This window comes from Micromonospora terminaliae, assembly GCF_009671205.1.
Lineage (GTDB): Bacteria > Actinomycetota > Actinomycetes > Mycobacteriales > Micromonosporaceae > Micromonospora > Micromonospora terminaliae.
The window spans coordinates 4,231,429-4,251,820 of record NZ_CP045309.1; the positions used below are offsets into that span (position 1 = coordinate 4,231,429).

A 20,392-nucleotide genomic window follows, 5' to 3' on the forward strand; every position below is an offset into this window, starting at 1 on the left:
CGGTCGCGAACGACAGTCGGGGTGGCGGGATTTGAACCCACGGCCCCTCGCTCCCAAAGCGAGTGCGCTACCAAGCTGCGCCACACCCCGTGGCGACGAAGAGTGTATGCCGTCCGGGCCCCCCGGACGGGCACCGGGGCGCGCCACACGCGCGAGGTGGCGGGCCGCCGGCGGGCCGTTCCGCCAGAACGGCGAGGTGGCGGGGTCCCGGGCGGTGGGAAGCCGCTAGGTCGCCGGAGTGGTGTGGAGCCGCAGCGTTCGGGTCGCGTCGGCGCGCGGGTACGCGCTGCGCGTCCGGTTCCGGGATTCGGTAGGCTGTCGGGCGCGTCCCGCGAGAGCGGGACGGTTGCGGGCGTAGCTCAATGGCAGAGCTTCAGTCTTCCAAACTGACGGTGCGGGTTCGATTCCCGTCGCCCGCTCCACAGCACTCCGGCCCAGGCAGACCGCATCATCGCGGCACCTGGGCCGTTCGCTTCTCCCCCATGGTTGGATCTTGCGGGCCATCCGCGTGCCATTCATCGGCGGCGTCGGCCCTCCCCGCCGATGCGGCGGTCCATCGCGGAGGCGATCTCGCGGTCACGCTCGCTGGTGGCGTGCTGGTAGATCAGGGCCGCCCGCATGGTGGCGTGGCCCATGCGGTGCATCAGCTCGCGGGTGCTGGCTCCCGAGGCGGCGGCGAGGGTGTTGCCGGTATGGATTGGTTCGGCAGTGCCAGCACCGGCCTGCGGATGAGGCACCACCACGTCCGCAGCGGTCGGCATCGCGAGCCGGGGCCGCGTCCAGGCCGCCGACTTGTGCCGCGGCCACATCTACACCGATTTGCCGGTCAACTCGACCCGAAACGATCGCGAGTCAAGTTCTTTGAGGATTTGCGCGATCCACTCAATAAAGGCCATACCTGCGCCGGAAAATACTTCAGAATACTCCCGAGATTTGTTCGCAAGAAAATATGCACGATCTATAGCGCGTTGATATTTCATAGCGGTGTCGGCGGGATATTCGGCACGATCCGCACCGTCGCTCGTGTTTGCCGCGCGCTCCATCCTGCCGTAGAAGACTGCCAATGCCGTATACACATGCATTGCAGTCAGGAGCCGGTCGAGAGGCCATTCCTGCTTGTCCCTGGCGTTGTGCCAGGGGGGAGTTATTTTAGGTGAAAGCTGAGGTCTAAATCCTGAGGAAAACAGATGCTCGGTGTAATCCACGTCCATGAACTTAAGGTGCATTGATTCATGCAATATGGCCTCACCGGCACGGACCGGAGTGGTCAGCACTCTCGGAGAAAGAAAGATCGTGCCCGGGAGGCCTGGAACGGTTAACGAGCCGAATTGCGCAGCAGTAGTTGCCAACACGACCATAAATGTATGAGAAAGCGCACTCCTCCCTAATTCAGGAAGCAGCCTGTTGACTATCTTCGCACCTTCGGAAATGTTTCTCAGCTCTTCCTCTTTGGGTTGCTCGATACGAAACCCAGGAAGTCGCTCTAGGCATTGCGTCTTGAACCGGCGTGCTCCGACGGAGTCCACGGCTGTATCGGTCCAAACGTATCCACGATATGCGCCACCAATGCGCCCGCACCCAGCCGCTTTGCCAAGCAGTGATGTGCGATCCGATCTAGCACACTCAGCCGCCGACGAGAGCAGTTCATTGAATTCCTGATAGCCGATAGCATCGCGCCCCAACATGAGGAGACATACGCCATCTTCGATAGTTCTTCGTACGAGGGCGTCAGTTAGTATGAGCCCTTTTAGCTTGTCGTCCGCAGCAGCGATGCTGTCAATGAGCGCTCGCGCCCCCGGTGTTGTCTCGGCAATCGTTGAGAGCAATGGCAGATACTGATTGATAAGCTGCGTCGAGATGTGTTCGTAGCTCCCAAATGGAACGCCTTCGGCGAGAGCCTTCTCTGCTATCAGCAACTTTTCGTCGTCGATTAGACTGTCCACTTATTAACCTCGTAGTATGCAATCCATCGAGTGCCTACATCACCCGGATTTCGGAAAGTGTTGGAGCAGCACGCGGAATGAAGGAAGGCGAGCGCCACGGAATTTATTGATTTAGAATCCCAAACCCCCGCTCCGCGACCGGTCGCAAGCCCGAGTCGATCGCGCATTCGGCAACTTCAGCCGATGCCGCAGAGAGTGCCACTGGGCACAATCCTTCCTGCGGAGCCGACATTTCGATACGCCGCGCCACTCGCCCGGCACTCGCGTTTCCGCGGGAGGCAACTCAAGGCCGATGCAGCCATTTGAGCCGTCCGAGAGAACCGCTGAAGCCGAGTTGGTCAACCCTAGTCGCGTACGGTCGGCTCTTCCTCTGCTGCCGCCCTGTCCCAGTCGGCGTACAAAAGAATGCAGATTTTCCCGGCCGGTTTGGGCGTACCGTCACCTGCTTCGCGGGGAGCGACCTGACTGATAGTGTCGAGCCCACGGATTATTATGTCTGCGAGCGCATCTTGTGGGGACTCTGCCACTTGGCTCGAACGGCGCGCAGTCTTCTCGCTCTTCGCTTCTACGTCCATTGCTTAGTTCTCCTCTTCGCTTGTCCGACATCATAGCGAGACGGAGGTGCGAGACGGAGGGGATTGCCGAATTGCGCTCTTCATAGATCAAGGCGGCCCGCAAGCGGGCCGCGCCGGCCCGGCCCCGGCCTGCTGGCGACCTCCGGCCGGCATCGGCCGGGCCGGCCGGCCACGCTTTGGGATTAGACCTTGAGGACCTCGGGGCTCCGCCCCGAACCCCGGCCCTCCTCAGAGATCCAGCCTGGGGCGGATCCCCTCGCCGGGCACCACAAGGGCTACCAGCCTCCCTGGACGGGGCCAAGGTCGTTCGTCCGGTAGGGCGCTCCACCTTGTCCCCGTCCAGGGAGGCTGGAAGGTCTGCAACTGCCCGACGAGGAGATCCGAGCCTTCGCCCGCGCCACGTTGTTTCTAAGCGAGGGCTGCTGGAAGCGACCTGCGCTCGCTCGGCTTCTGCCGCCATTCAAGGTCGTTAGACCATTTAAGCGTCAGACTTTGAATTGAGCGGGCGTGCGGAGGAGTTCCCTTGCCTAACTGGCGGCCCTGCCTTCTCTTCGGTCGAATCAGGACCAATTCGAGCGCCAGGCCTCGATAAGCCGCCCCAGGGCCTCCAGCCTCGCTTCCTGCTAGTGATCGGCAGCCATAATTCCAAAGCGGCGAAGAGTGCGAAGACAGCAGTCAGCGCAACGCTTGCAATAAGCAGTGGGCGCGGTAATCCTTCCAAGCGAATAATCTTGCGGAATGAGTAGAAGAGTAGTACTGCAGGGCCGCTGAGGAGCGACAGGGCCGGAATGAAGTATGCTAGCCACGCATAAGATTGACCCACGGCCCCCGGCAATAGAACCCGGAGCCTGAAGGTGCGATGCAGTACGGATGAGGGTGGCGCAAGAAACATCTCAATATCATTCTCGTACATGTCGGGGTACTTGATCCTGATGATCTGGTCGTGCAAGTACACGAGGTGGGTGACATCAGCGAGCTGGGCCATGTACGAGTAGGCAAGATAGGAAATTACAACAGGGAGTCCGGCAGTAATTGGAGCCAAGTTCTTCAGTTTCACAAAGGACAAGCTTGCCTCAGTGACGTTGCCGGATAATAGAATCAAGAAGACGGCGGCAAGCAGGGTGGCGGAGACAGCTGTCTTCCTCATTCGAGACTCCAGGTCTCTTTGGGAGGTTCGCAGTTCCGCTAGGACTTCTCGCGTCAACTCCTCGCCGATGTTCCCTGTGAATGCAAGTTGGGCTTTCGCTCTTAGCACTTCTCTCGCAGACATCGTTGCCAGACCCGCCTAACGTGCTCGATCCCCACGGCCTAGCCGACCGTAATGCCCGGCTGCAAGTTCTGGCTCGGGCGAACCGCGCTACAACGCGCTGCGCGGCGCAGGTCGAGCCAGGTCACTGTCGAACGATCTTCGGCCGGGTTCACACTTCCTGAACCGGGATTCCTCGGCGGGGGTCAGGTGACCCCAGCTTGACCCCAGCGGAGCGCAACGCCACGCGATTCGAGGAGCGCCGGCACCAAGCCGGCGGCGAGGTAACCGGCACACCCGCTGGCCACGCTCCCTCCTACGGATCAGATGGTCAGCAGCCGCGTGTCGTACAGCCATCCGTACAGCCCAGACAGCCAGCCAACGCCGACGACATCCGACAGTGACGGACGGGCTGAGCAGGAGAACGGCTCCCCTACCAGCCCGCTCCGATCTTCTTCTAATCCCCAGGCCGCTTTGGGCCACGGGCGCCGGAGCTGACAGACGGGCGTTGAGACTCGGCCAGTAGGACCGCTCTACCTTGTCCCCGCTCGGACGGACTGGACGGTCTGCGACTGCCCAACGAGGCAACCCTGAGGGTCACACGTAGGTCAGCACCCCAGTCGACTTCTGCAAGAGAGACAACGCAGCCTCCGCAGTCATGACGCCTTGGCGCACCGCTTCCCGAATACGGAAGAGGTCAGCAGTATCGATCACTAGCCCGCCACCGCTTGCGAAGTCCTGCACATCACCCGGGTTGGAGGAGAGAGGTCGCGGCCGGCGGGCTGGACTACTTCCAGCCTGCTGGTTGACGATGTACCACTGGGCATCTGGGATGCGTCCCTCTGCTGCCGCATACCGCGTCGCAGCTCTCCCGACTTGCAGCAAATCGCCAGTCTTCGCTGTACGCCGCCCACCGTAACCCTTGACTTCTGCCACGGCGAGCCAGCTTCCGGCGCTGACCCGCAGGTCTTCCAGCTTCTCCGAGGCGTTCGATCGAAGCTTGTCCGACTCGATGACCTCAAATCCGATTTCTTCGAGAGCCGACTTGACCTCATCAACTAGCTCGTCGCCCTGGGCCGTCAGCAGCCGGCGCTCTGCCGCGTCCGCGGCTGCCCGAGCGGCCTCCCGCGCAGCAACCAGCTGGGCTCGAGTCGCGGCGAGCTCAGCTAACACTTCAGCCTCGCGCCTTAGATGGTCCGCAAGTTCCTTCGCGACAGCGACCTCAGCAGTAGTTCGCCATGGGTCTTCGTTCGCCCAGTCTGGGCCGGATGGAAACCGGACGCGGTCCTCTCGACGCCACTGTGCGAATGCGGCAGTCACCCACTGCGAGTTGTCGGGCGCATCACGGGGCAACCACCACCAGGGCATGCCTTGCGGCCGAAGCCAGATCCCCGCACAGGGGAATCCGCCCTGCTCTCGAACGAAAGCTGCGATCCCCTCGTCATCGCGGACCCAATCCCCTGAGTCGCTCGCCGTGTTCCTGAATACCAGGGTTCGCGGGGATTGCGTATACAGGAAGGGTGCCAGCGACCGGCGGGACAGCTCCGACGCCTCCTCCGGCACTGTCGCGTCCGGTCCCAGCAGACGACCAGCGACACCCGCCTTAGACTTGGCCGTGTAATGGCTGAGATCTTCACGTTGCTCGTTGCCATGGAAGCCTGGACCACCAAACTGCAGCACGCGCAGGTGCCCGTCGATGGATGGGGATGCGCCAAGTACAACGAAGGCGTCGTAGTCGGACTGGCGAACCTGAAAGTTGATGTTCCGCTGCGAACTTAAGTACGTGACCTTGCCGGCTTCCCGGCCCACTGCCTGACCCAGCTCGCTGTCTGCGTCGAACCCATAGGCGAGGACCCACGGCCTCGGCTCGTCACCGAATACCTCCGACATGCATGCCCCCTAAGCAAGGTCTGGCCAAGCAAAGCCAAGCCGCGGCCGTGCCCGTCACGTGCCGATTGGGCGGTCCGCCGTGAACAGAGAGGGCCAACAGCGATGGGAGACGACGAAGGCCCGGATCCAGATCTCCTCAAGAGAATGGTCTTCCGCCCTGTGGTGGCGGGTTGAGGATTCGGATCTTTGCAGCTTTCGCGACGGATTACAGCCCCCTACCAAAGCCCTGCTCCCGCCAGAGTCTACGACTGCCGCACGACTTGGCGCGTCCCGCATCAGCGTTCGCCGCCGTGCCACCCACGTGCCAGTAGCCGGTACCCCGGACGGTGGTCAGGGGGCACAACCGGTCACTAAATTCCCGCGCCGACCTGGCTCATCAGCACCCTGTCGGCCGTGATCTTCGTCCTTCCAAACTGACGGTGCGGGTTCGATTCCCGTCGCCCGCTCCACCGGCCTCCGGGCCAGTTCAAAGGCCGCATCCCGCAGCCGGGCGGCCACTGCCCGCTTCGTCCCACCGCCGTGGCGACAACCGACGGGAACCCTTGGCGCTCCGCGCGCGTCGGTGACGGTATGAAGCTGCGCGCCGCGATTCTGGTCGCCCTGGCCGCCCTCGGCCTCGGCCTCGTTGTGTTCGTCTCCCCGGCGCAGCCTGCCTGGGCCTGCTCCTGCTCCTTGCGACCGGACCAGGAGGACGAGCGGGCGGACCTCATCGTGGTCGGCACCGTCACCGAGGTGACCGACACGGCGGTGCAACTCGCGGTCGAGTCGGTCGAGAAGGGTGGCCGCAGGGCAGATCCCGCGCTCCGGCTGGCCGTGCGCCCCGGCGAGGCGAGCTGTGGCTACGACTTCCGCGCGGGCGGCCGCTACCGGGTGAATTCCGTCGGCGGCGCCACCGGGTTGTGTGTCGGGATCCGCCAGTTGCCGGACCGACCGTCCGCGCCCGCAGCGGCCTCGACGCCGGCCACGGCAGCACCGCCGCCGGCACGGTCGCCGGGCAGCTGGTGGCGCCCGACCGCTGTCGCCCTGACGGTCCTCGCCGTCGGACTGGTCGCCGCGGCCTGGTGGCGGCGACGGACCGGAGCGGGCGGCCGAACACGCGGGCCGGCGACGGATCAGTAACGGGCTCGCCGAACCGCCTTCCGGCCTCGCCCAGTGTGCCGCCGAGGCCTTGTCAGCGCTCTCCCTCCGATGGACTCATCCGCCTCGCGCCAGTCGCACGAGACGCCTCCCGGCGACGGCCCCGGTGCGGGCCGCGCCGGGGATCGGCGGGCGGCGGAGGCTGCGTACGATGCGGGGCCGGACATCCCCTCGTCGGGTGGAGGTAGGGACGGATGTCAGGGCAGCGGGACGGTTTCGCCCTCGGCGTGGACCTCGGCACCTCGAACACCGTGGCCGTGCTGCGCTGGCCCGACGGGCGTACGCGCCCGTTGCTGGTGGAGGGTCAGCCGATCCTGCCGTCCGGTGTGTACGCCGACACCGAGGGACGCCTGCACGTCGGGCGGGACGCGCTGCGGCTGGCCCACGCCGACCCGGACCGCTACGAGCCGAACCCGAAGCGCCGCGTCGACGAGGCCGAGGTGCCGCTCGGCGACCGTCGGCACACCCCGGCCGAGCTGCTCGGCGCGGTCCTGCGCGCGGTGGGCGAGGCGGCCGTGGGCGCGCTCGGGTTCCTGCCGCCCGCCGTGGTCACCTGCCCGGCCACCTGGGACGCGGACCGGCGGGAGGTGCTCGCCGAGGCGCTCGCCCTGGCCGGCTGGCCGTCCGCGGCCGAGCACACCCTCTCCGGGCCCACCCCGCCCGGCACCCGGCTGCTGCGTGAGCCGGTGGCGGCGGCGCGCTACTACACCGAGGTGCTGCGCCGGCCGGTGCCGGTCGGCGAGTCGGTGGCCGTCTTCGACTTCGGTGGCGGGACGCTGGACGTCGCCGTGGTCCGCAACGAGGGCGCCGACCCGTGGGGGGACTCCGGCTTCACCGTGACCTCCTGCGGCGGTCTCGACGACCTGGGCGGGCTGGACCTCGACGCCGCACTGCTCGCGCTGCTCGGTGAGCGGATCGCCGCCACCCATCCCGCGCAGTGGGCGCGGCTGAGCGAGCCGGCCGATACCACCGGATGGCGGGAACGGCTCCAGTTCGTCGAGCACGTCCGGGACGCCAAGGAGATGCTGTCCCGCACCACGACGGCGCCGGTGGCCGTGCCGGGTGTCCCGGCCGCCGTGTCGCTGACCCGCGCGGACCTGGAGGGCGTGGCCACCCCGCTGCTGGGACGGGCCATCGTCGAGACCCGGCGGGTGATCGCCGCCGCCGGGCTGACCCCGGAGCGGCTCGCCGGACTGTTCCTGGTGGGCGGCTCGTCCCGGATCCCGTTGGTGGCGCGGCTGCTCCACGCCGAGCTGGGGATCGCGCCGGCCGTGCTGGAACAGCCCGAGCTGCCGGTCGCCGAGGGCGCGCTGACCGACCTGCCACTGCGGCGGAACGGCTCGGCCGCCGCGCCACTGCCGCTGGCGCCCGTCGGCGCGGCCCCCGCCGGGACGCCAGCCGCCGGCGATCAGCGGACACCCGTCCTCCCGGCCGCTGCCGCGCCCGCCCCGGACGGCACCACCGTCGCCTCCGGCCCTCCGCAGCCGGCTGCGCAGGGCACGCCGCTCGCGGGGCCCAACGGCACGCGGGTCGCCCCTGGACCACCGGGCACGCCGCTCGCCGCCGGACCGCACGGCAGCGCCGTGGCCCCGCACTCACCGGCCCCGGGTACGCCGGCCTCCGCGCCCCTGCCGCCCGGCTCGCCCGTCGGCGGCGTACCCCCGCAGGGGCCCGGGATCCCGCACCAGCCGGGCGGGTGGCCGGGCGGGCCGGGCGTACCTCAGACCGGTTCGCCGGGCCGCGGGCGCCGGGCCTTGTGGGTCTCGGTCGGCGCGGTGGTGGCCCTGACCGGGGTGGCCACCGCGGCCGTCCTCTACCTGACCCGGGACCGCCATCCGGAGCTGGACTTCCAGGCGTTCGGCAAGGGCATCCGGGTCGCGGCGGCCGGCGAGCGGCCGGCGGAGATGTTCACGGCGGTCGCGGGCGACCGGGCCTACCTGGCCTATCCGCGCGAGGACAAGCGGCTGGCGGTGGTCGCCGTCGAGGCGCGCACCGGCAAGCAGCTGTGGAGCGGGCAGAGCGCCACGACGGCCGACCGGTGGGCCGGCCTGGTCGCGCTGCCCGGCGCGGTGGCGCTGCTCGCGGACGCCGCGGGCAGCAGCACGAAGCGCCAACTCGAGGTGCTCGACGGTCGCTCCGACGGGCCGCGCTGGCAGCACACCGTGCAGGGGGACGACGAGCTGTTCGTCGGCAAGGACGTCGTGGCGCTCACCGACCACGAGCGGAAGCGGCTGGTCGGACTCGACCTGCGCACCGGCGACCAGGCCTGGGAGCTGCCCGACCTGACCGACCAGTACGGCAACACGCGGAACAGCGTGCACCCGGTGACCACCGACGAGGCGGTGTCCGGCCCCGGGTACGGCGACGGGTCGCCCCGCGACCCGGAGCAGGGCCCGGTCGAGCAGCTCGTGCAGGTGAGTGCGGACGAGTCCGTCCGGCTCATCGACCTCGGCTCCGGCGGTGAGGTCCGCCGCTGGAAGGCCGTTGCCGAGCCGGACGACCTGGTGGCCGCCCACGAGGACCGGCTCTACGTGGCGGGCGACGACGGGCGGCTGCTCGCGTACGACCTGGGGAAGCAGGCGCAGCCGAGCGTGCTCTACCGGGCCGAGGACGACGAGCGGCGGACGAAGGCGCTGGTGCCGTGCGGGGAGCACCGGGCCTGCCTGCTGGAGGTGACCGGCTCCGACGACGGGACCGCGCACGTGGTGGCCGCCGGGGAGGGCCAGAAGCTCAAGCAGTGGGCGGTGCCCGGGATGACGGAGCTGGTGCCGGTGGGCGAGCGGGTGCTGGCCCGGCGGATCTACCCGGAGCCGGCCGCGACGCTCTTCGCGCCGGACGGGACGCGGGTGCTCGACGCCGAGGAGGGGGTGGCCGTCCGGGTGGACGCCGGCAACCTGCTGCTCTTCGCCGACCCGCTGGGCAGCTCGGTGGACGACCGCAGCGTGGCCGGGGTGGGCGCCGAATCGGGCGCGGTGGCCCAGCTCGGCGAGCTGAAGGACGTCCGGGGCGAGTCCTGCTCGTGGAACACCGAGGTCATCGCGTGCGGTTCCGAGGAGGACTTCGTGCTGCACCCCTTCGTCAAGGAGTAGCGCCGAGGTCGCGGAAGACGGCCAGCGCCGCCGGGTCCTCGATGGTCGGCGGCACCGGCTCGTCGCGGCCCTCGACCAGCCCGCGCATGGTCCGGCGGAGGATCTTGCCGGAGCGGGTCTTGGGCAGCGCCGGCACCACGGTGACCCGGCGGAACGCGGCCACCGGCCCGATCCGCTGCCGCACCAGGGCGACCAGCTCGCCGGCGAGCGCGTCCGGGTCCGCTCCGGCGCCGGCCTTCAGCACCACGTACCCGCTGGGCACCTGCCCCTTGAGCGGGTCGGCCACGCCGATCACCGCGCACTCGGCGACGGCCGGGTGCCCGGCCAGCACCTCCTCCATGGCCCCCGTGGAGAGGCGGTGCCCGGCCACGTTGATCACGTCGTCGGTGCGGCCCATCACGTAGAGGTAGCCGTCGTCGTCGAACCGGCCCCCGTCGCCGGTCAGGTAGTAGCCGGGGAAGGCAGCCAGGTAGGAGCGGACGTAGCGCTCGTCGTCGCCCCACAGGGTGGGCAGGCAGCCGGGCGGCAGGGGCAGCCGGATGACGATCGAGCCGTCGGTGCCCGCCGGCACCTCCCGGCCGCCGCCGTCGACCACCCGGACGTCGTACCCGGGGACGGGCACCGACGGGGAGCCCGGCTTGATCGGCAGCGGCTCCAGGCCGCGTGGGTTGGCCGCCACCGGCCAGCCGGTCTCGGTCTGCCACCAGTTGTCCACCACGGGTACGCCGAGCCGCTCCCCCGCCCACGCCCAGGTGTCCGGGTCCAGCCGCTCGCCGGCCAGGAAGAGGGTGCGCAGGCTACTCAGGTCGTACCGGGCCAGGAGCGCGCCGTCCGGGTCCTGCCGGCGGATCGCCCGGATGGCGGTGGGCGCGGTGAACATCGCGGCCACCCGGTGCTGGGCGACCACACGCCAGAACGCCCCCGCGTCCGGGGTGCCGACCGGCTTGCCCTCGTAGAGCACGGTGGTCGCGCCGGTGAGCAGCGGCGCGTACACGATGTAGGAGTGGCCGACCACCCAGCCCACGTCGGAGGCGGCCCAGAAGACGTCGCCCGGCTCGATGCCGTAGACGTTCCGCATCGACCAGCGCAGCGCCACGGCGTGGCCGCCGTTGTCCCGCACCACGCCCTTGGGCCGGCCCGTGGTGCCGGAGGTGTAGAGGATGTAGAGGGGGTCGGTGGCGGCGACCGGCACGCACGGCACCGGCTCGGCGTCGGCCATCACCTCGTCCCAGGTCAGGTCGCGGCCGGGGAGCAGCGGAGCGGGCTCCTGGGGGCGCTGCACGATCACGCAGTGCGCCGGGGCGTGGGCCGCCTCGTCCAGCGCGGCGGCGAGGATCGGGTGGTAGGGCACCACCCGGTCGGCCTCGATGCCGCAGGAGGTGGCCACCACCACGGCCGGGCGGGCGTCGTCGATGCGGACGGCCAGCTCGTGGGCGGCGAAGCCGCCGAAGACCACCGAGTGCACGGCGCCGATCCGGGCGCAGGCCAGCATGGCGATCACCGCCTCCGGCACCATGGCCAGGTAGAGCAGCACCCGGTCGCCCCGGCCGACGCCGAGCCGGCGCAGCGCTCCGGCGAACCGGGCGGTCTCGGCGAGCAGCTCGGCGTAGGTGAGGGTGCGGACCGTGCCGGTGACCGGGCTGTCGTGGATCAGCGCGGGCTGGTCGCCCCGGCCGGCGGCCACGTGCCGGTCCAGGGCGTTGTGGCAGGTGTTCAGCACGGCGTCGGGGAACCAGCGGTACAGCGGCGCGCCGCTGTCGTCGAGGATCCGCTCCGGCGCCCGGTGCCAGTCGAGGTCCGCCGCGGCCTCCCGCCAGAAGCCGGCCGGGTCGGCGATGCTCCGCTCGTACGCTGATCGATACGCGCCCATCCCGTCATGCTGGCCCCGGGCCCGGGCCGGCGCAACGGCCCACCGGACCGGATGCGCCGGAAGCGCACCCCGGCTCGGTGAACGGCCCGGCTCCGCCCGTGGAGGTCACCGTTTCCACCCGCTCCGCCAGGGGTACGGCTGGCACATGGAGACGAACACGAAGGCGTACCTGGTGGGCGGTCCCCGGGACGGCAGCAGCCAGGACGCGGGTGACCAGGCCCTGTTGGAGATCGAGATCGACGGCATGATCCACCGCTACATCCGCACCACGAAGCAGCACGACGGCGGCACCGTCTACAACTACGACGGGATGGTGGCCCCGGGCGGCGGCGAGCCGGGCGTCGAGGACCCGGCCGCGCGGGTCGCCTCCCCGAAGGCCGACGCCGAGGGGCAGTGACCTCTCTCAGCCGACCGGGCGACGGATGAACTGCGCCCGGCCGGGTAATGCGAGCGCCGTCCTGGTGGAGTGACGACCGGCGTCGCGGCGTTCCGCGACCGGGCGCGCGGGCGGGCGGCGGGGGGCCGCCCCGCCCGCGGCCACGGTCGTCAGTTGCCGGTCACCCAGTTCCAGGCGGAGACCACCCACTCGGTCTGCTGGAGGTAGGCCACCCCCACGCCGACCAGGAAGAGCGCGGTCACCAGGTGTGCACCCCGGGCGCTGCGCCGGACCCGCCCGAGCTGCCGCTCCAAGACCAGCCGGCCGACCAGGCGGGCCAGCGCGAACAGGCCGACCGCGGTGAGCAGGCTGAGCACGAAGGTGAGCAGCGGGGCGGCCAGGTCACCCCGGCCGGAGATCGCCCAGATGCCCCAGCAGACGAAAGCGAACAGCGCGCCGGCCGCGCTCCACTCCCCGCCCCGGCGGAGCTGCGCGACGTGCCAGCCCACCGGCCGCCGAGGAGGGGTCGACTCGCCGGTCCAGTCGCCCGGGTCGACGGACGGGAACTGCTCGGTCCGGGGCGTACGCGGCTGGCCGACCGGAGCCACCCCGCGCCGGTACGCGTCCCGCTGCGGGGGCACGACCCCGACGCCGGGCTGCGGCGGCACCTCGACCGTCCGCTCGGCCCACGGCTGTGTCTGGTCCGCCATCTCGTGTCCTCCCCCTCGACCGACGCCGACCACGGTTCCGAGGGTAGCGAGCCGGCAAATAGGGTGCCGACCGCGAAGGTGATGGGTTAGACACACCGGATGACCGACGCGCTTGTCCCCCGGGCCGAGGACTTCGACGAGATCTCCGCACTGCTGACGCTGGCCTTCCACGGCGAGGTCCACCCCGAACTGCGGGAGGTCGAGCGCCGGGTCTTCGAACCGGACCGGGCGCTGCTGGTCCGGGACGGCGGGACCGCCGTGGCGCACGCCGCCGCGTTCACCCGCGAGCTGGCCGTGCCCGGGGCGAGCGTGCCGGCCGCCCACGTGACCATGGTGTCGGTCGCACCGACCCACCGCCGGCGCGGGCTGCTCACCGGGCTGATGCGCCGGCAGCTCCGCGAGATCCACGACGCCGGCCGGGAGCCGCTCGCCGTCCTGTGGGCCAGCGAGGGCCGGATCTATCCCCGGTTCGGCTACGGCCTGGCCGCGCAGCGGCTCGTCCTGGCCGGCGACACCTCCGGGCTGCGCCTGCCGGACCCCACGCCCGCCGAGGGCACTCTCCGCCTGGACCTCCCCGCCCCGCACCGGACCGAGCTGGCCCGGCTGTACGAGCGGGTACGCGCCGACCGTCCCGGCTGGTCGCAGCGGGACGAGCGCTGGTGGGACTACGTGCTCGCCGACGTGAAGGGGCTGCGGGGCGGCGCCACCGAGCGGCGGGTGCTGCTGCACGAGGGGCCGGACGGTCTGGACGGGTACGCGCTCTACCGGACGAAGGAGGACTGGTCCGGCACCGGGTCGCGTGCCGAGGTCCAGGTGGGCGAGGTCGTGGCCGCCCGGCCGGAGGCGTACCTGGCGCTGTGGCGGCTGCTGCTCTCGATCGACCTGACCCGCCGGGTGTCCTTCCCGATCGCCGCCGTGGACGAGCCGCTGTTCCGGCTGGTGGACGAGCCGCGGCAGCTCGGCGCCCGGCTCGCCGACGCCCTCTGGGTCCGCGTCGTGGACGTGCCGGCCGCGCTCGCCGCCCGCCGGTACGCCACCGACGTCGACGTGGTGATCGAGGTCACCGACGACCTGCTGCCGGAGAACACCGGCCGGTGGCGGCTGGCCGGTGGCCCGTCCGGCGCGGAGTGCGCGGCCACCTCGGCGCCGGCCGGGCTGGCCTGCGACATCCGTGCCCTCGGCGAGCTCTACCTGGGCGGCGCCGGCCTGGCCGCGCTCGTGGCCGCCGGCCGGGTCCGGGAACTGGTTCCGGGGACGGCGGTGGCGGTGGGCGCGGCCCTCGGCTGGCACCGCGCCCCCGCTCCCATGGAGGTCTTCTGACCGCTCGGGCGGTACGGTCGGGTGATGGGGGATGCGGAGCGCCGCCGGCGGCGGCTGCGGCACCACGGTGACGGCGGAACACCGGAGCACGAGGGTGCGAGCGCCAGCACGTCCGCCGTGCACGACGACGACGGCTCCCGGTCGCCGCGGGGTGTCCAGCGCGCCGAGTCGGACGACGGCTCCAGGTCGCCGCGCGGCGCCAGACGCGCCGAGCTGGAGTCGTCGGAGCCGCGGGGCCGGCGGCCGCCCGCCGAGGAGGGCGAGCGGGGGTTGCGCGGCCTGGTCGGCTCGGGATCCTCGCAGGTGAGCGTGACCGCGGCGCTGCGGGCGCGGGACGCCGCGCGGCCGACCGACGAGGACCTGGCCGAGGCCGAGGCCCGGGTGGTGATCGTCCGCCGCAACTGGGTGCCCCGCGAGGAGCTGCCCCGCTCCGGGCGGTGACGGGCGCGTCCCGGCGGCCACGCCCGTCCGCGGCGCGTCAGGCGGGCAGGTCGGGAAGCTCGCAGCTCTGCTCGTAGTCGGCGACCTGGGCGATCCGGCGGGCGTGCCGGGGGTTGCCGGAGAAGGCGGTGGTGAGGAACGCCTCGACCAGGGCCGTGGCCTCGTCCAGGGTGTGCTGCCGGGCGCCCACCGCGATGATGTTGGCGTCGTTGTGCTCGCGCGCCAGCTGGGCCGTGTCGATGTTCCAGGCGAGCGCCGCACGGACTCCGGCGATCTTGTTGGCGGCGATCTGCTCGCCGTTGCCGGAGCCGCCGATGACCACACCGAGGCTGCCGGCGTCGTCGACCACGCGCTGCCCCGTGTGCAGGCAGAAGGCCGGGTAGTCGTCGTCCGGGTCGAAGGCGTGCGGACCCACGTCGACCACCTCGTACCCCTGCTTGGCCAGGTGGTTGGCCAGGTGCACCTTCAGCTCGAAACCGGCGTGATCGGATCCCAGGTAGACGCGCATACCGCGCAGTCTGACAGGCCCGCCCCCGTGCCGGCGCGCGGGCGGCGGCACGGAGGCGGTTTCGTCACACGCCTCAGCGCGGCAGTTCGGCGACGACCAGCCCGGCCCGCGCCTTCGGGGTGAACCAGGTGCTCTTGCGGGGCATCTTCTCCCGGGCCAGGTTCACCGCCACGAAGTCGTCCACGGTCACCGGGGCGACGAGGACGGCCAGCTCGGCCCGGCCGGCGTCGACCTCGCCGGTGAGCCAGCTCGCCGGGTAGTCGCCGCCCACGTAGGTGATCCGCTTGTCGCCCGGGTCGAGGCCGAGCGCGTCGCGCAGCAGCAGCCGCTCGACCAGGGCGTGGTCGAGGTTCTCCAGCCGACCGCCGCCGACGTGCGGCAGGCGCACGGCGTACCCCTGGCCGGCGAGGTGGAGGTGCACGGCGCCGCCGGTCGCCGGGACGCCGACCGGGCCGGCGACCGGGGTGATCTCCGCGCCCGCGGCGCGGAGCCGGTCGAGCAGCTCGCCGGGAGTGGTGGTCAGCTCGCTGACCAGCCGGTTGTAGGGCTGGATGGCGACCGAGGCCGGCGTGGTGATCACCGAGAGGAAGCGCGGGAAGCCGCCGGTCTGCGCGGCCAGGCTGCGGTGGTTGCCGTCGGCGACCACCAGCTCGCCGCCGCCCGCCAGGGCGGTCAGCTCGTCCTGCGCCGGGCCCGGGCCGAGCAGCCAGATGGCGTGGGTTCGGCCGGCCTGGTCCACGTCGGTGGCGGCGGGGGCGCCGGCCGACTCGGTCGCCGCCGCGAGCGCCGCGTGCAGCTCGTCGCCGCGCCCGGTCTGGAGCAGGAGTACGGGTGAGAGCAGGTGACCGAGCGCCTCGGCGAGGGCGACCCGCTCCCGCACCTTGGCGATGAACACGTCCTCGTTGCGGATCACCAGGCCGGGCTCGTCCGCCCGGGTGGAGATCTGGTCGGTGTCGACCATGGCGAACAGCCCGTAGGCGGTCTCCTCGCCCGGCGCGCTGATCCGGTACAGGACCACCACCTGCTCGGCCGGCGTGTAGCTGCCGTCCGCCTTGGCCTCGGCGAGGCGGGCCACCGCGTCGGGGAGCGCGTCGAGGAAGGACTTCCCGAGGCTCCCCGGCGCCCGGTGGGGCATCTCGATGCCCAGGGCGCTGTGCGGATTCGCCTCGACGATGGCGGTGATCTCCGCGTCGTCGGCGAACTCGTCGTAGTTCTGCGCGCCGGTGCCGCCAGTGGTGATCCAGGCCCGGGCGATCGGATGCACGACCGTCATGCCCGCTGACGCTACCCGCGCGGTCGGGGACGCCGGTGCCGGACCCGCGCGCCGTCCACCAGATGAAAGGGTCAGCCGTTGCGGTGCCGGCCGGGGGCCGGGCTGCCGCCCGGCGCCGCGGCCGGGCGGGAACCGCCGGAGGTGGCGAGCCGCACTGTCGTCGACCCAGCCGGGGCGGCCGGGCGGGAACCGCCGGAGGTGGCGAGCCGTACCGTCGTCGACCCGGCCGGGGCGGGGCGGCCGGCCGCGGCGCTGGTGCGGACCGCGCCGGGGGTCCGCACGGGCTGGGCCGCGTCGGCGGGCGGGGTCATCCGCGAGGTGGCCACCACCCGGGCGACGCCGACCACGATCGGCGGGGCCAGCAGGCCGGCCATCTCGGCCGGGACCGCCGGCCAGTCGCCCTCGGCCACCGACCAGTACGTCGCACCGGAGTCCTCGGTCGCCGTCTGCGGCGCCTCGTCGGACCGGCGGCGGTGCTTAGCCATGGGAACGCCTCCAGGAGCTGCCGGGCTGCGGCCCCGGGCGGGCCGCCGGCTGGGACACCCGGTGAAACGAGCCCCGCACCGGCCCGGTGACGGGGCGGCGCGGGGCTCGTCCGGCACGGCTCAGTCGAAGATCGGGCCCTGCTCCCGGGTGCGCTTCAGCTCGTAGAAGCCGGGCGTGCCGGCCACCAGCAGGACGCCGTCCCAGAGCCGGCCGGCCGCCTCGCCCTTCGGCTTCGGCGTGATCACCGGGCCGAAGAACGCGACCTGCTTGCCGTCCGGGCCCGGGGCGTGGATCACCGGGGTGCCCACGTCGGTGCCCACCGGCCGCATGCCGGCCTCGTGGCTGGCCCGCAGCGCGTCGTCGTACTCGGTCGACTCGGCGGCGTCGGCAAGCGCCGGGTCGAGGCCGACGTCGGTGAGCGCGCCGACCAGCATGTCCCGGCCCAGCTCCTCCTTGCCGAGGTGGATGCGGGTGCCCATCGCGGTGTAGAGCTTCGCCAGCGTCTCCCCGCCGTGCGCCTGCTCGACGGCGATGCAGACCCGCACCGGGCCCCAGCCCTTCTTCATCAGATCCTGGTACTGCTCCGGCAGGTCCCGGCCCTCGTTGAGCACGGACAGGCTCATCACGTGGAACCGGATGTCCACGTCCCGGACCTGCTCGACCTCGAGCAGCCAGCGGGAGGTGATCCACGCCCACGGGCACAGCGGGTCGAACCACATGTCCACGGCGACACGTTCGGTCACGGTGTCATCCCTTCACGACTCCACACGCCGGAGCTCCGGCGCCTTCCCCTCCGATCCTCACCCCACGCGGCATCGACCGGTACCGGAATGAGAGCGTGACCTCGGCCACCGAAGGGTGACCGTGCATGGAAGACTCGGTTTCGGACCGGCCGTCACGAGCGGGCCGGGAGGCCGGTGCCGCGGGGCGCGGCGAGACGAGTGGGATGGAGACGAACAGTGCCGGGAGTGCGCAACCTGACCCAGGTCGAGGCCACCGAGCGGGCCCGCCTGCTCGACGTCACCGGGTACGACATCAAGCTTGACCTGTCGACCGCGGTGCAGGCCGACGGCCGCACGTTCCGGTCGGTGACCGAGGTCCGGTTCCGCTGCGCCGAGCCGGGAGCGAGCACCTTCATCGAGACGGCCGCCGAGTCGGTGCGGTCGGCGACGCTGAACGGCACGCCGATCGACATCTCCGGCTGGTCCGCCGAGAAGGGGCTCACCCTCACCGGCCTGGCCGCCGAGAACGTCCTCGTGGTCGACGCCGACTTCGGCTACTCGAACAGCGGGCAGGGCCTGCACCGCACGGTCGACCCGGTGGACGGCGAGACCTACCTCTACAGCCAGTTCGAGACGGCCGACGCGCAGAGGGTCTTCGCCTGCTTCGACCAGCCCGACCTGAAGAGCGTCTACACCTGGCACGCCACCGTCCCGGAGCACTGGCGGGTGGTGTCCAACATGCCCGTCGAGCGCGAGGAGCCGGCCGGCGAGGCGCTCAAGACCGTCCACTTCGCCGAGTCGGCGCGGATGAGCACCTACATCACGGCGCTCTGCGCCGGCCCGTACCACGAGGTGCGCGACAGCCACGACAGCATCGACCTGGGCGTCTACTGCCGGGCCTCGATGGCGCAGTACCTGGACGCGGACGACCTGTTCCTCATCACCAAGCAGGGCTTCGACTTCTTCCACGAGAAGTTCCAGGTGCGCTACCCGCTGCCCAAGTACGACCAGCTCTGGGTGCCGGACTTCAACGCCGGCGCCATGGAGAACTTCGGCTGCGTCACGCACGCCGAGTCGCACTACATCTTCCGCTCGCAGGTCACCGACTTCGAGTACGAGCAGCGGGCCAACACGATCCTGCACGAGCTGGCGCACATGTGGTTCGGTGACCTGGTCACCATGCGCTGGTGGAACGACCTGTGGTTGAACGAGTCGTTCGCCGAGTGGGCCAGCCACTGGTGCAACACCCACGCCACCCGCTTCTCCGACGCCTGGACGACCTTCCTGTCCATCCGGAAGAACTGGGGCTACCGGCAGGACCAGCTCTCCTCCACCCACCCGGTCTACTGCGAGATGCCGGACCTGGAGGCGGTCGAGGTCAACTTCGACGGCATCACCTACGCCAAGGGCGCCAGCGTGCTCAAGCAGCTCGTGGCGTACGTGGGCGAGGAGCCGTTCCTGGCCGGCCTGCGCGCCTACTTCGGCAAGCACGCCTGGGGCAACGCCACCTTCGACGACCTGCTCTCCGAGCTGGAGACCGCCTCCGGCCGGGAGCTGCGCAAGTTCGCCGCCCAGTGGCTGGAGACGGCGCAGGTCAACACGCTGCGCCCCGAGGTGGTCATCGGCGCCGACGGCGCGTACGAGCAGGTGCTGGTGCGGCAGGAGGCGCCGGCCGGCCACCCGACCCTGCGGACCCACCGGATCGGCGTGGGCCTCTACGACCTGACCGACGGCCGGCTGGTCCGGCGGGAGCGGGTCGAGGTCGACGTGACCGGCGAGCTGACCGAGCTGTCCCTGCTGCACGGCAAGCCCGCCGCCGACGTGCTGCTGCTCAACGACGACGACCTGACCTACACCAAGCTGCGGCTCGACGAGCGGTCCATGGCGACCGTGGTGCAGCACATCGCCGGCTTCGACTCGTCGCTGGCCCGGGCGCTCTGCTGGACCGCCGCCTGGGACATGACCCGCGACGCCGAGCTGTCGGCCCGGGACTACGTGGCGCTGGTCCTGGCCGGGCTGCCGGCGGAGACCGACATCAACCTGGTCACCGCCACCCTGCGCCAGGCGACCACCACGCTCACCTTCTACGCCGACCCGGCCTGGGCGCCGACCGGCTGGGCCGACCTGGCCCGCACCGCCCGCACCGCGCTCGCCGCGGCCGAGCCGGGCAGCGGCTTCCAGCTCGCCTGGGCCCGCGCGTACGCCTCCGCGGCCCGTTCCGGCGAGGACCTGGCGACGCTCCGGGGCTGGCTGGACGGCGCCGAGGTGCCGGCCGGGCTGACCGTCGACACCGAGCTGCGCTGGACCGTCCTCCAGTCGCTGGTGGCCAACGGCGCAGCCGGGGCGGCCGACGTGGAGGGCGAGCTGGCCCGCGACCGGACCGCCAGCGGCGAGCGGGAGGCCGCGTACGCGCACGCGCTGGTGCCGACCGCCGAGAACAAGGCGGCGGTGTGGGCGCAGCTCACCGGCCCGGAGGCGCTGCCGAACTGGCGCAACCGGGCGCTGCTGCAGGGCTTCACCCACCCGGCGCAGGTGGAGATCACCGCGCCCTACCGGGAGAAGTACTTCGCCGCTGCGGCGCAGGTGTGGGCGCAGCGGGACAGCGAGCCGGCGCAGGAGTTCGTCCAGCTCGCCTACCCGGCGTACCTGGTCGAGGAGGACACGGTGGCCGCCACCGATGCCTGGCTGGCCCAGGAGGGTCACCCCGCGCCGCTGCGCCGGCTGGTCGCCGAGGGCCGCGACGGCGTGGCCCGGGCCCTCAAGGCCCGCGCCCGGGACGCCCGGACCGCCTGACCATCCGGGGGCG

Annotated in this window: 16 protein-coding genes and 2 tRNA genes; 7 read left to right on the forward strand and 11 right to left on the reverse strand. The window is 71.2% G+C overall.

The window, feature by feature from the left end; all coding sequences use genetic code 11:
- Positions 1–16 precede the first annotated feature (16 nt).
- A tRNA-Pro gene (locus GCE86_RS19235) sits at positions 17–90 on the reverse strand.
- Between the two features lie 258 nt (positions 91–348).
- Here GCE86_RS19235 and GCE86_RS19240 point away from each other — a divergent pair.
- Positions 349–422: transfer RNA gene (locus tag GCE86_RS19240), tRNA-Gly, on the forward strand.
- Positions 423–515: 93 nt separating this feature from the next.
- Here GCE86_RS19240 and GCE86_RS19245 read toward each other — a convergent pair.
- The 4 genes from GCE86_RS19245 to GCE86_RS19260 all read right to left on the reverse strand — a co-directional run bounded on the left by GCE86_RS19245 (position 516) and on the right by GCE86_RS19260 (position 5,654).
- Positions 516–809: a hypothetical protein gene (locus tag GCE86_RS19245; protein WP_154228242.1), complete on the reverse strand. Its 294-nt coding sequence runs from the start codon at positions 807–809 to the stop codon at positions 516–518.
- Positions 810–1,943 carry an aKG-HExxH-type peptide beta-hydroxylase gene (locus tag GCE86_RS19250; RefSeq protein WP_154228243.1) on the reverse strand — a complete coding sequence of 378 codons (1,134 nt, stop codon included), beginning with the start codon at positions 1,941–1,943 and terminating at the stop codon, positions 810–812.
- 1,053 nt (positions 1,944–2,996) lie between these two features.
- Positions 2,997–3,665, reverse strand: a complete 669-nt coding sequence (locus GCE86_RS19255; RefSeq protein ID WP_154228244.1) for a hypothetical protein — start codon at positions 3,663–3,665, stop codon at positions 2,997–2,999.
- A gap of 696 nt (positions 3,666–4,361) precedes the next feature.
- Complete coding sequence (locus GCE86_RS19260; RefSeq protein ID WP_154228245.1) at positions 4,362–5,654, reverse strand: hypothetical protein; 1,293 nt, start codon at positions 5,652–5,654, stop codon at positions 4,362–4,364.
- 570 nt (positions 5,655–6,224) lie between these two features.
- On the opposite strand from GCE86_RS19260, the gene GCE86_RS19265 reads away from it, so the two are divergent.
- Positions 6,225–6,773: a hypothetical protein gene (locus tag GCE86_RS19265; RefSeq protein WP_154228246.1), complete on the forward strand. Its 549-nt coding sequence runs from the start codon at positions 6,225–6,227 to the stop codon at positions 6,771–6,773.
- A gap of 212 nt (positions 6,774–6,985) precedes the next feature.
- The gene (locus GCE86_RS19270) at positions 6,986–9,880 is read left to right on the forward strand and encodes an Hsp70 family protein (protein WP_154228247.1); all 2,895 of its coding nucleotides are present in this window, start codon (positions 6,986–6,988) and stop codon (positions 9,878–9,880) included.
- Here the strand turns inward: GCE86_RS19270 and GCE86_RS19275 are convergent.
- Complete coding sequence (locus GCE86_RS19275; protein ID WP_154228248.1) at positions 9,870–11,750, reverse strand: propionyl-CoA synthetase; 1,881 nt, start codon at positions 11,748–11,750, stop codon at positions 9,870–9,872. The two genes, GCE86_RS19270 and GCE86_RS19275, sit on opposite strands and share 11 nt — an antisense overlap.
- Before the next feature lie 145 nt (positions 11,751–11,895).
- Here GCE86_RS19275 and GCE86_RS19280 point away from each other — a divergent pair, with 145 nt between their 5' ends.
- On the forward strand, positions 11,896–12,147 hold the full coding sequence (locus tag GCE86_RS19280; protein ID WP_151461771.1) for a hypothetical protein: 252 nt from the start codon (positions 11,896–11,898) through the stop codon (positions 12,145–12,147).
- 149 nt (positions 12,148–12,296) lie between these two features.
- On the opposite strand, the gene GCE86_RS19285 is transcribed toward GCE86_RS19280, so the two are convergent.
- Complete coding sequence (locus GCE86_RS19285) at positions 12,297–12,836, reverse strand: hypothetical protein (protein WP_154228249.1); 540 nt, start codon at positions 12,834–12,836, stop codon at positions 12,297–12,299.
- A 99-nt stretch (positions 12,837–12,935) separates the two neighbouring features.
- Here GCE86_RS19285 and GCE86_RS19290 point away from each other — a divergent pair, with 99 nt between their 5' ends.
- Complete coding sequence (locus tag GCE86_RS19290) at positions 12,936–14,156, forward strand: GNAT family N-acetyltransferase (protein WP_154228250.1); 1,221 nt, start codon at positions 12,936–12,938, stop codon at positions 14,154–14,156.
- Positions 14,157–14,180: 24 nt separating this feature from the next.
- Positions 14,181–14,597: a hypothetical protein gene (locus GCE86_RS19295; protein ID WP_204342428.1), complete on the forward strand. Its 417-nt coding sequence runs from the start codon at positions 14,181–14,183 to the stop codon at positions 14,595–14,597.
- 37 nt (positions 14,598–14,634) lie between these two features.
- On the opposite strand, the gene GCE86_RS19300 is transcribed toward GCE86_RS19295, so the two are convergent.
- The 4 genes from GCE86_RS19300 to GCE86_RS19315 form a co-directional block, all read right to left on the reverse strand.
- Complete coding sequence (locus GCE86_RS19300) at positions 14,635–15,105, reverse strand: ribose-5-phosphate isomerase (protein ID WP_154228251.1); 471 nt, start codon at positions 15,103–15,105, stop codon at positions 14,635–14,637.
- 73 nt (positions 15,106–15,178) lie between these two features.
- Positions 15,179–16,378, reverse strand: a complete 1,200-nt coding sequence (locus GCE86_RS19305) for a DUF1015 family protein (protein ID WP_154228252.1) — start codon at positions 16,376–16,378, stop codon at positions 15,179–15,181.
- 71 nt (positions 16,379–16,449) lie between these two features.
- Positions 16,450–16,863, reverse strand: coding sequence for a hypothetical protein (locus tag GCE86_RS19310; RefSeq protein ID WP_154228253.1), 414 nt, complete (start codon positions 16,861–16,863; stop codon positions 16,450–16,452).
- A 120-nt stretch (positions 16,864–16,983) separates the two neighbouring features.
- Positions 16,984–17,607 carry a mycothiol-dependent nitroreductase Rv2466c family protein gene (locus GCE86_RS19315; protein ID WP_154228254.1) on the reverse strand — a complete coding sequence of 208 codons (624 nt, stop codon included), beginning with the start codon at positions 17,605–17,607 and terminating at the stop codon, positions 16,984–16,986.
- A 225-nt stretch (positions 17,608–17,832) separates the two neighbouring features.
- On the opposite strand from GCE86_RS19315, the gene pepN reads away from it, so the two are divergent.
- Positions 17,833–20,379: an aminopeptidase N gene (gene pepN, locus GCE86_RS19320; protein WP_154228255.1), complete on the forward strand. Its 2,547-nt coding sequence runs from the start codon at positions 17,833–17,835 to the stop codon at positions 20,377–20,379.
- Positions 20,380–20,392: the final 13 nt, after the last annotated feature.

Excerpts from the sequence above, each read along its gene's own strand:
- GCE86_RS19245 (WP_154228242.1), bottom strand. The coding sequence starts at position 809 with ATGTGGCCGCGGCACAAGTCGGCGGCCTGGACGCGGCCCCGGCTCGCG.
- GCE86_RS19255 (WP_154228244.1), bottom strand. The coding sequence starts at position 3,665 with ATGAGGAAGACAGCTGTCTCCGCCACCCTGCTTGCCGCCGTCTTCTTG.
- GCE86_RS19260 (WP_154228245.1), bottom strand. The coding sequence starts at position 5,654 with ATGTCGGAGGTATTCGGTGACGAGCCGAGGCCGTGGGTCCTCGCCTAT.
- GCE86_RS19265 (WP_154228246.1), top strand. The coding sequence starts at position 6,225 with ATGAAGCTGCGCGCCGCGATTCTGGTCGCCCTGGCCGCCCTCGGCCTC.
- GCE86_RS19270 (WP_154228247.1), top strand. The coding sequence starts at position 6,986 with ATGTCAGGGCAGCGGGACGGTTTCGCCCTCGGCGTGGACCTCGGCACC.
- GCE86_RS19275 (WP_154228248.1), bottom strand. The coding sequence starts at position 11,750 with ATGGGCGCGTATCGATCAGCGTACGAGCGGAGCATCGCCGACCCGGCC.
- GCE86_RS19280 (WP_151461771.1), top strand. The coding sequence starts at position 11,896 with ATGGAGACGAACACGAAGGCGTACCTGGTGGGCGGTCCCCGGGACGGC.
- GCE86_RS19285 (WP_154228249.1), bottom strand. The coding sequence starts at position 12,836 with ATGGCGGACCAGACACAGCCGTGGGCCGAGCGGACGGTCGAGGTGCCG.
- GCE86_RS19290 (WP_154228250.1), top strand. The coding sequence starts at position 12,936 with ATGACCGACGCGCTTGTCCCCCGGGCCGAGGACTTCGACGAGATCTCC.
- GCE86_RS19295 (WP_204342428.1), top strand. The coding sequence starts at position 14,181 with ATGGGGGATGCGGAGCGCCGCCGGCGGCGGCTGCGGCACCACGGTGAC.
- GCE86_RS19300 (WP_154228251.1), bottom strand. The coding sequence starts at position 15,105 with ATGCGCGTCTACCTGGGATCCGATCACGCCGGTTTCGAGCTGAAGGTG.
- GCE86_RS19305 (WP_154228252.1), bottom strand. The coding sequence starts at position 16,378 with ATGACGGTCGTGCATCCGATCGCCCGGGCCTGGATCACCACTGGCGGC.
- GCE86_RS19310 (WP_154228253.1), bottom strand. The coding sequence starts at position 16,863 with ATGGCTAAGCACCGCCGCCGGTCCGACGAGGCGCCGCAGACGGCGACC.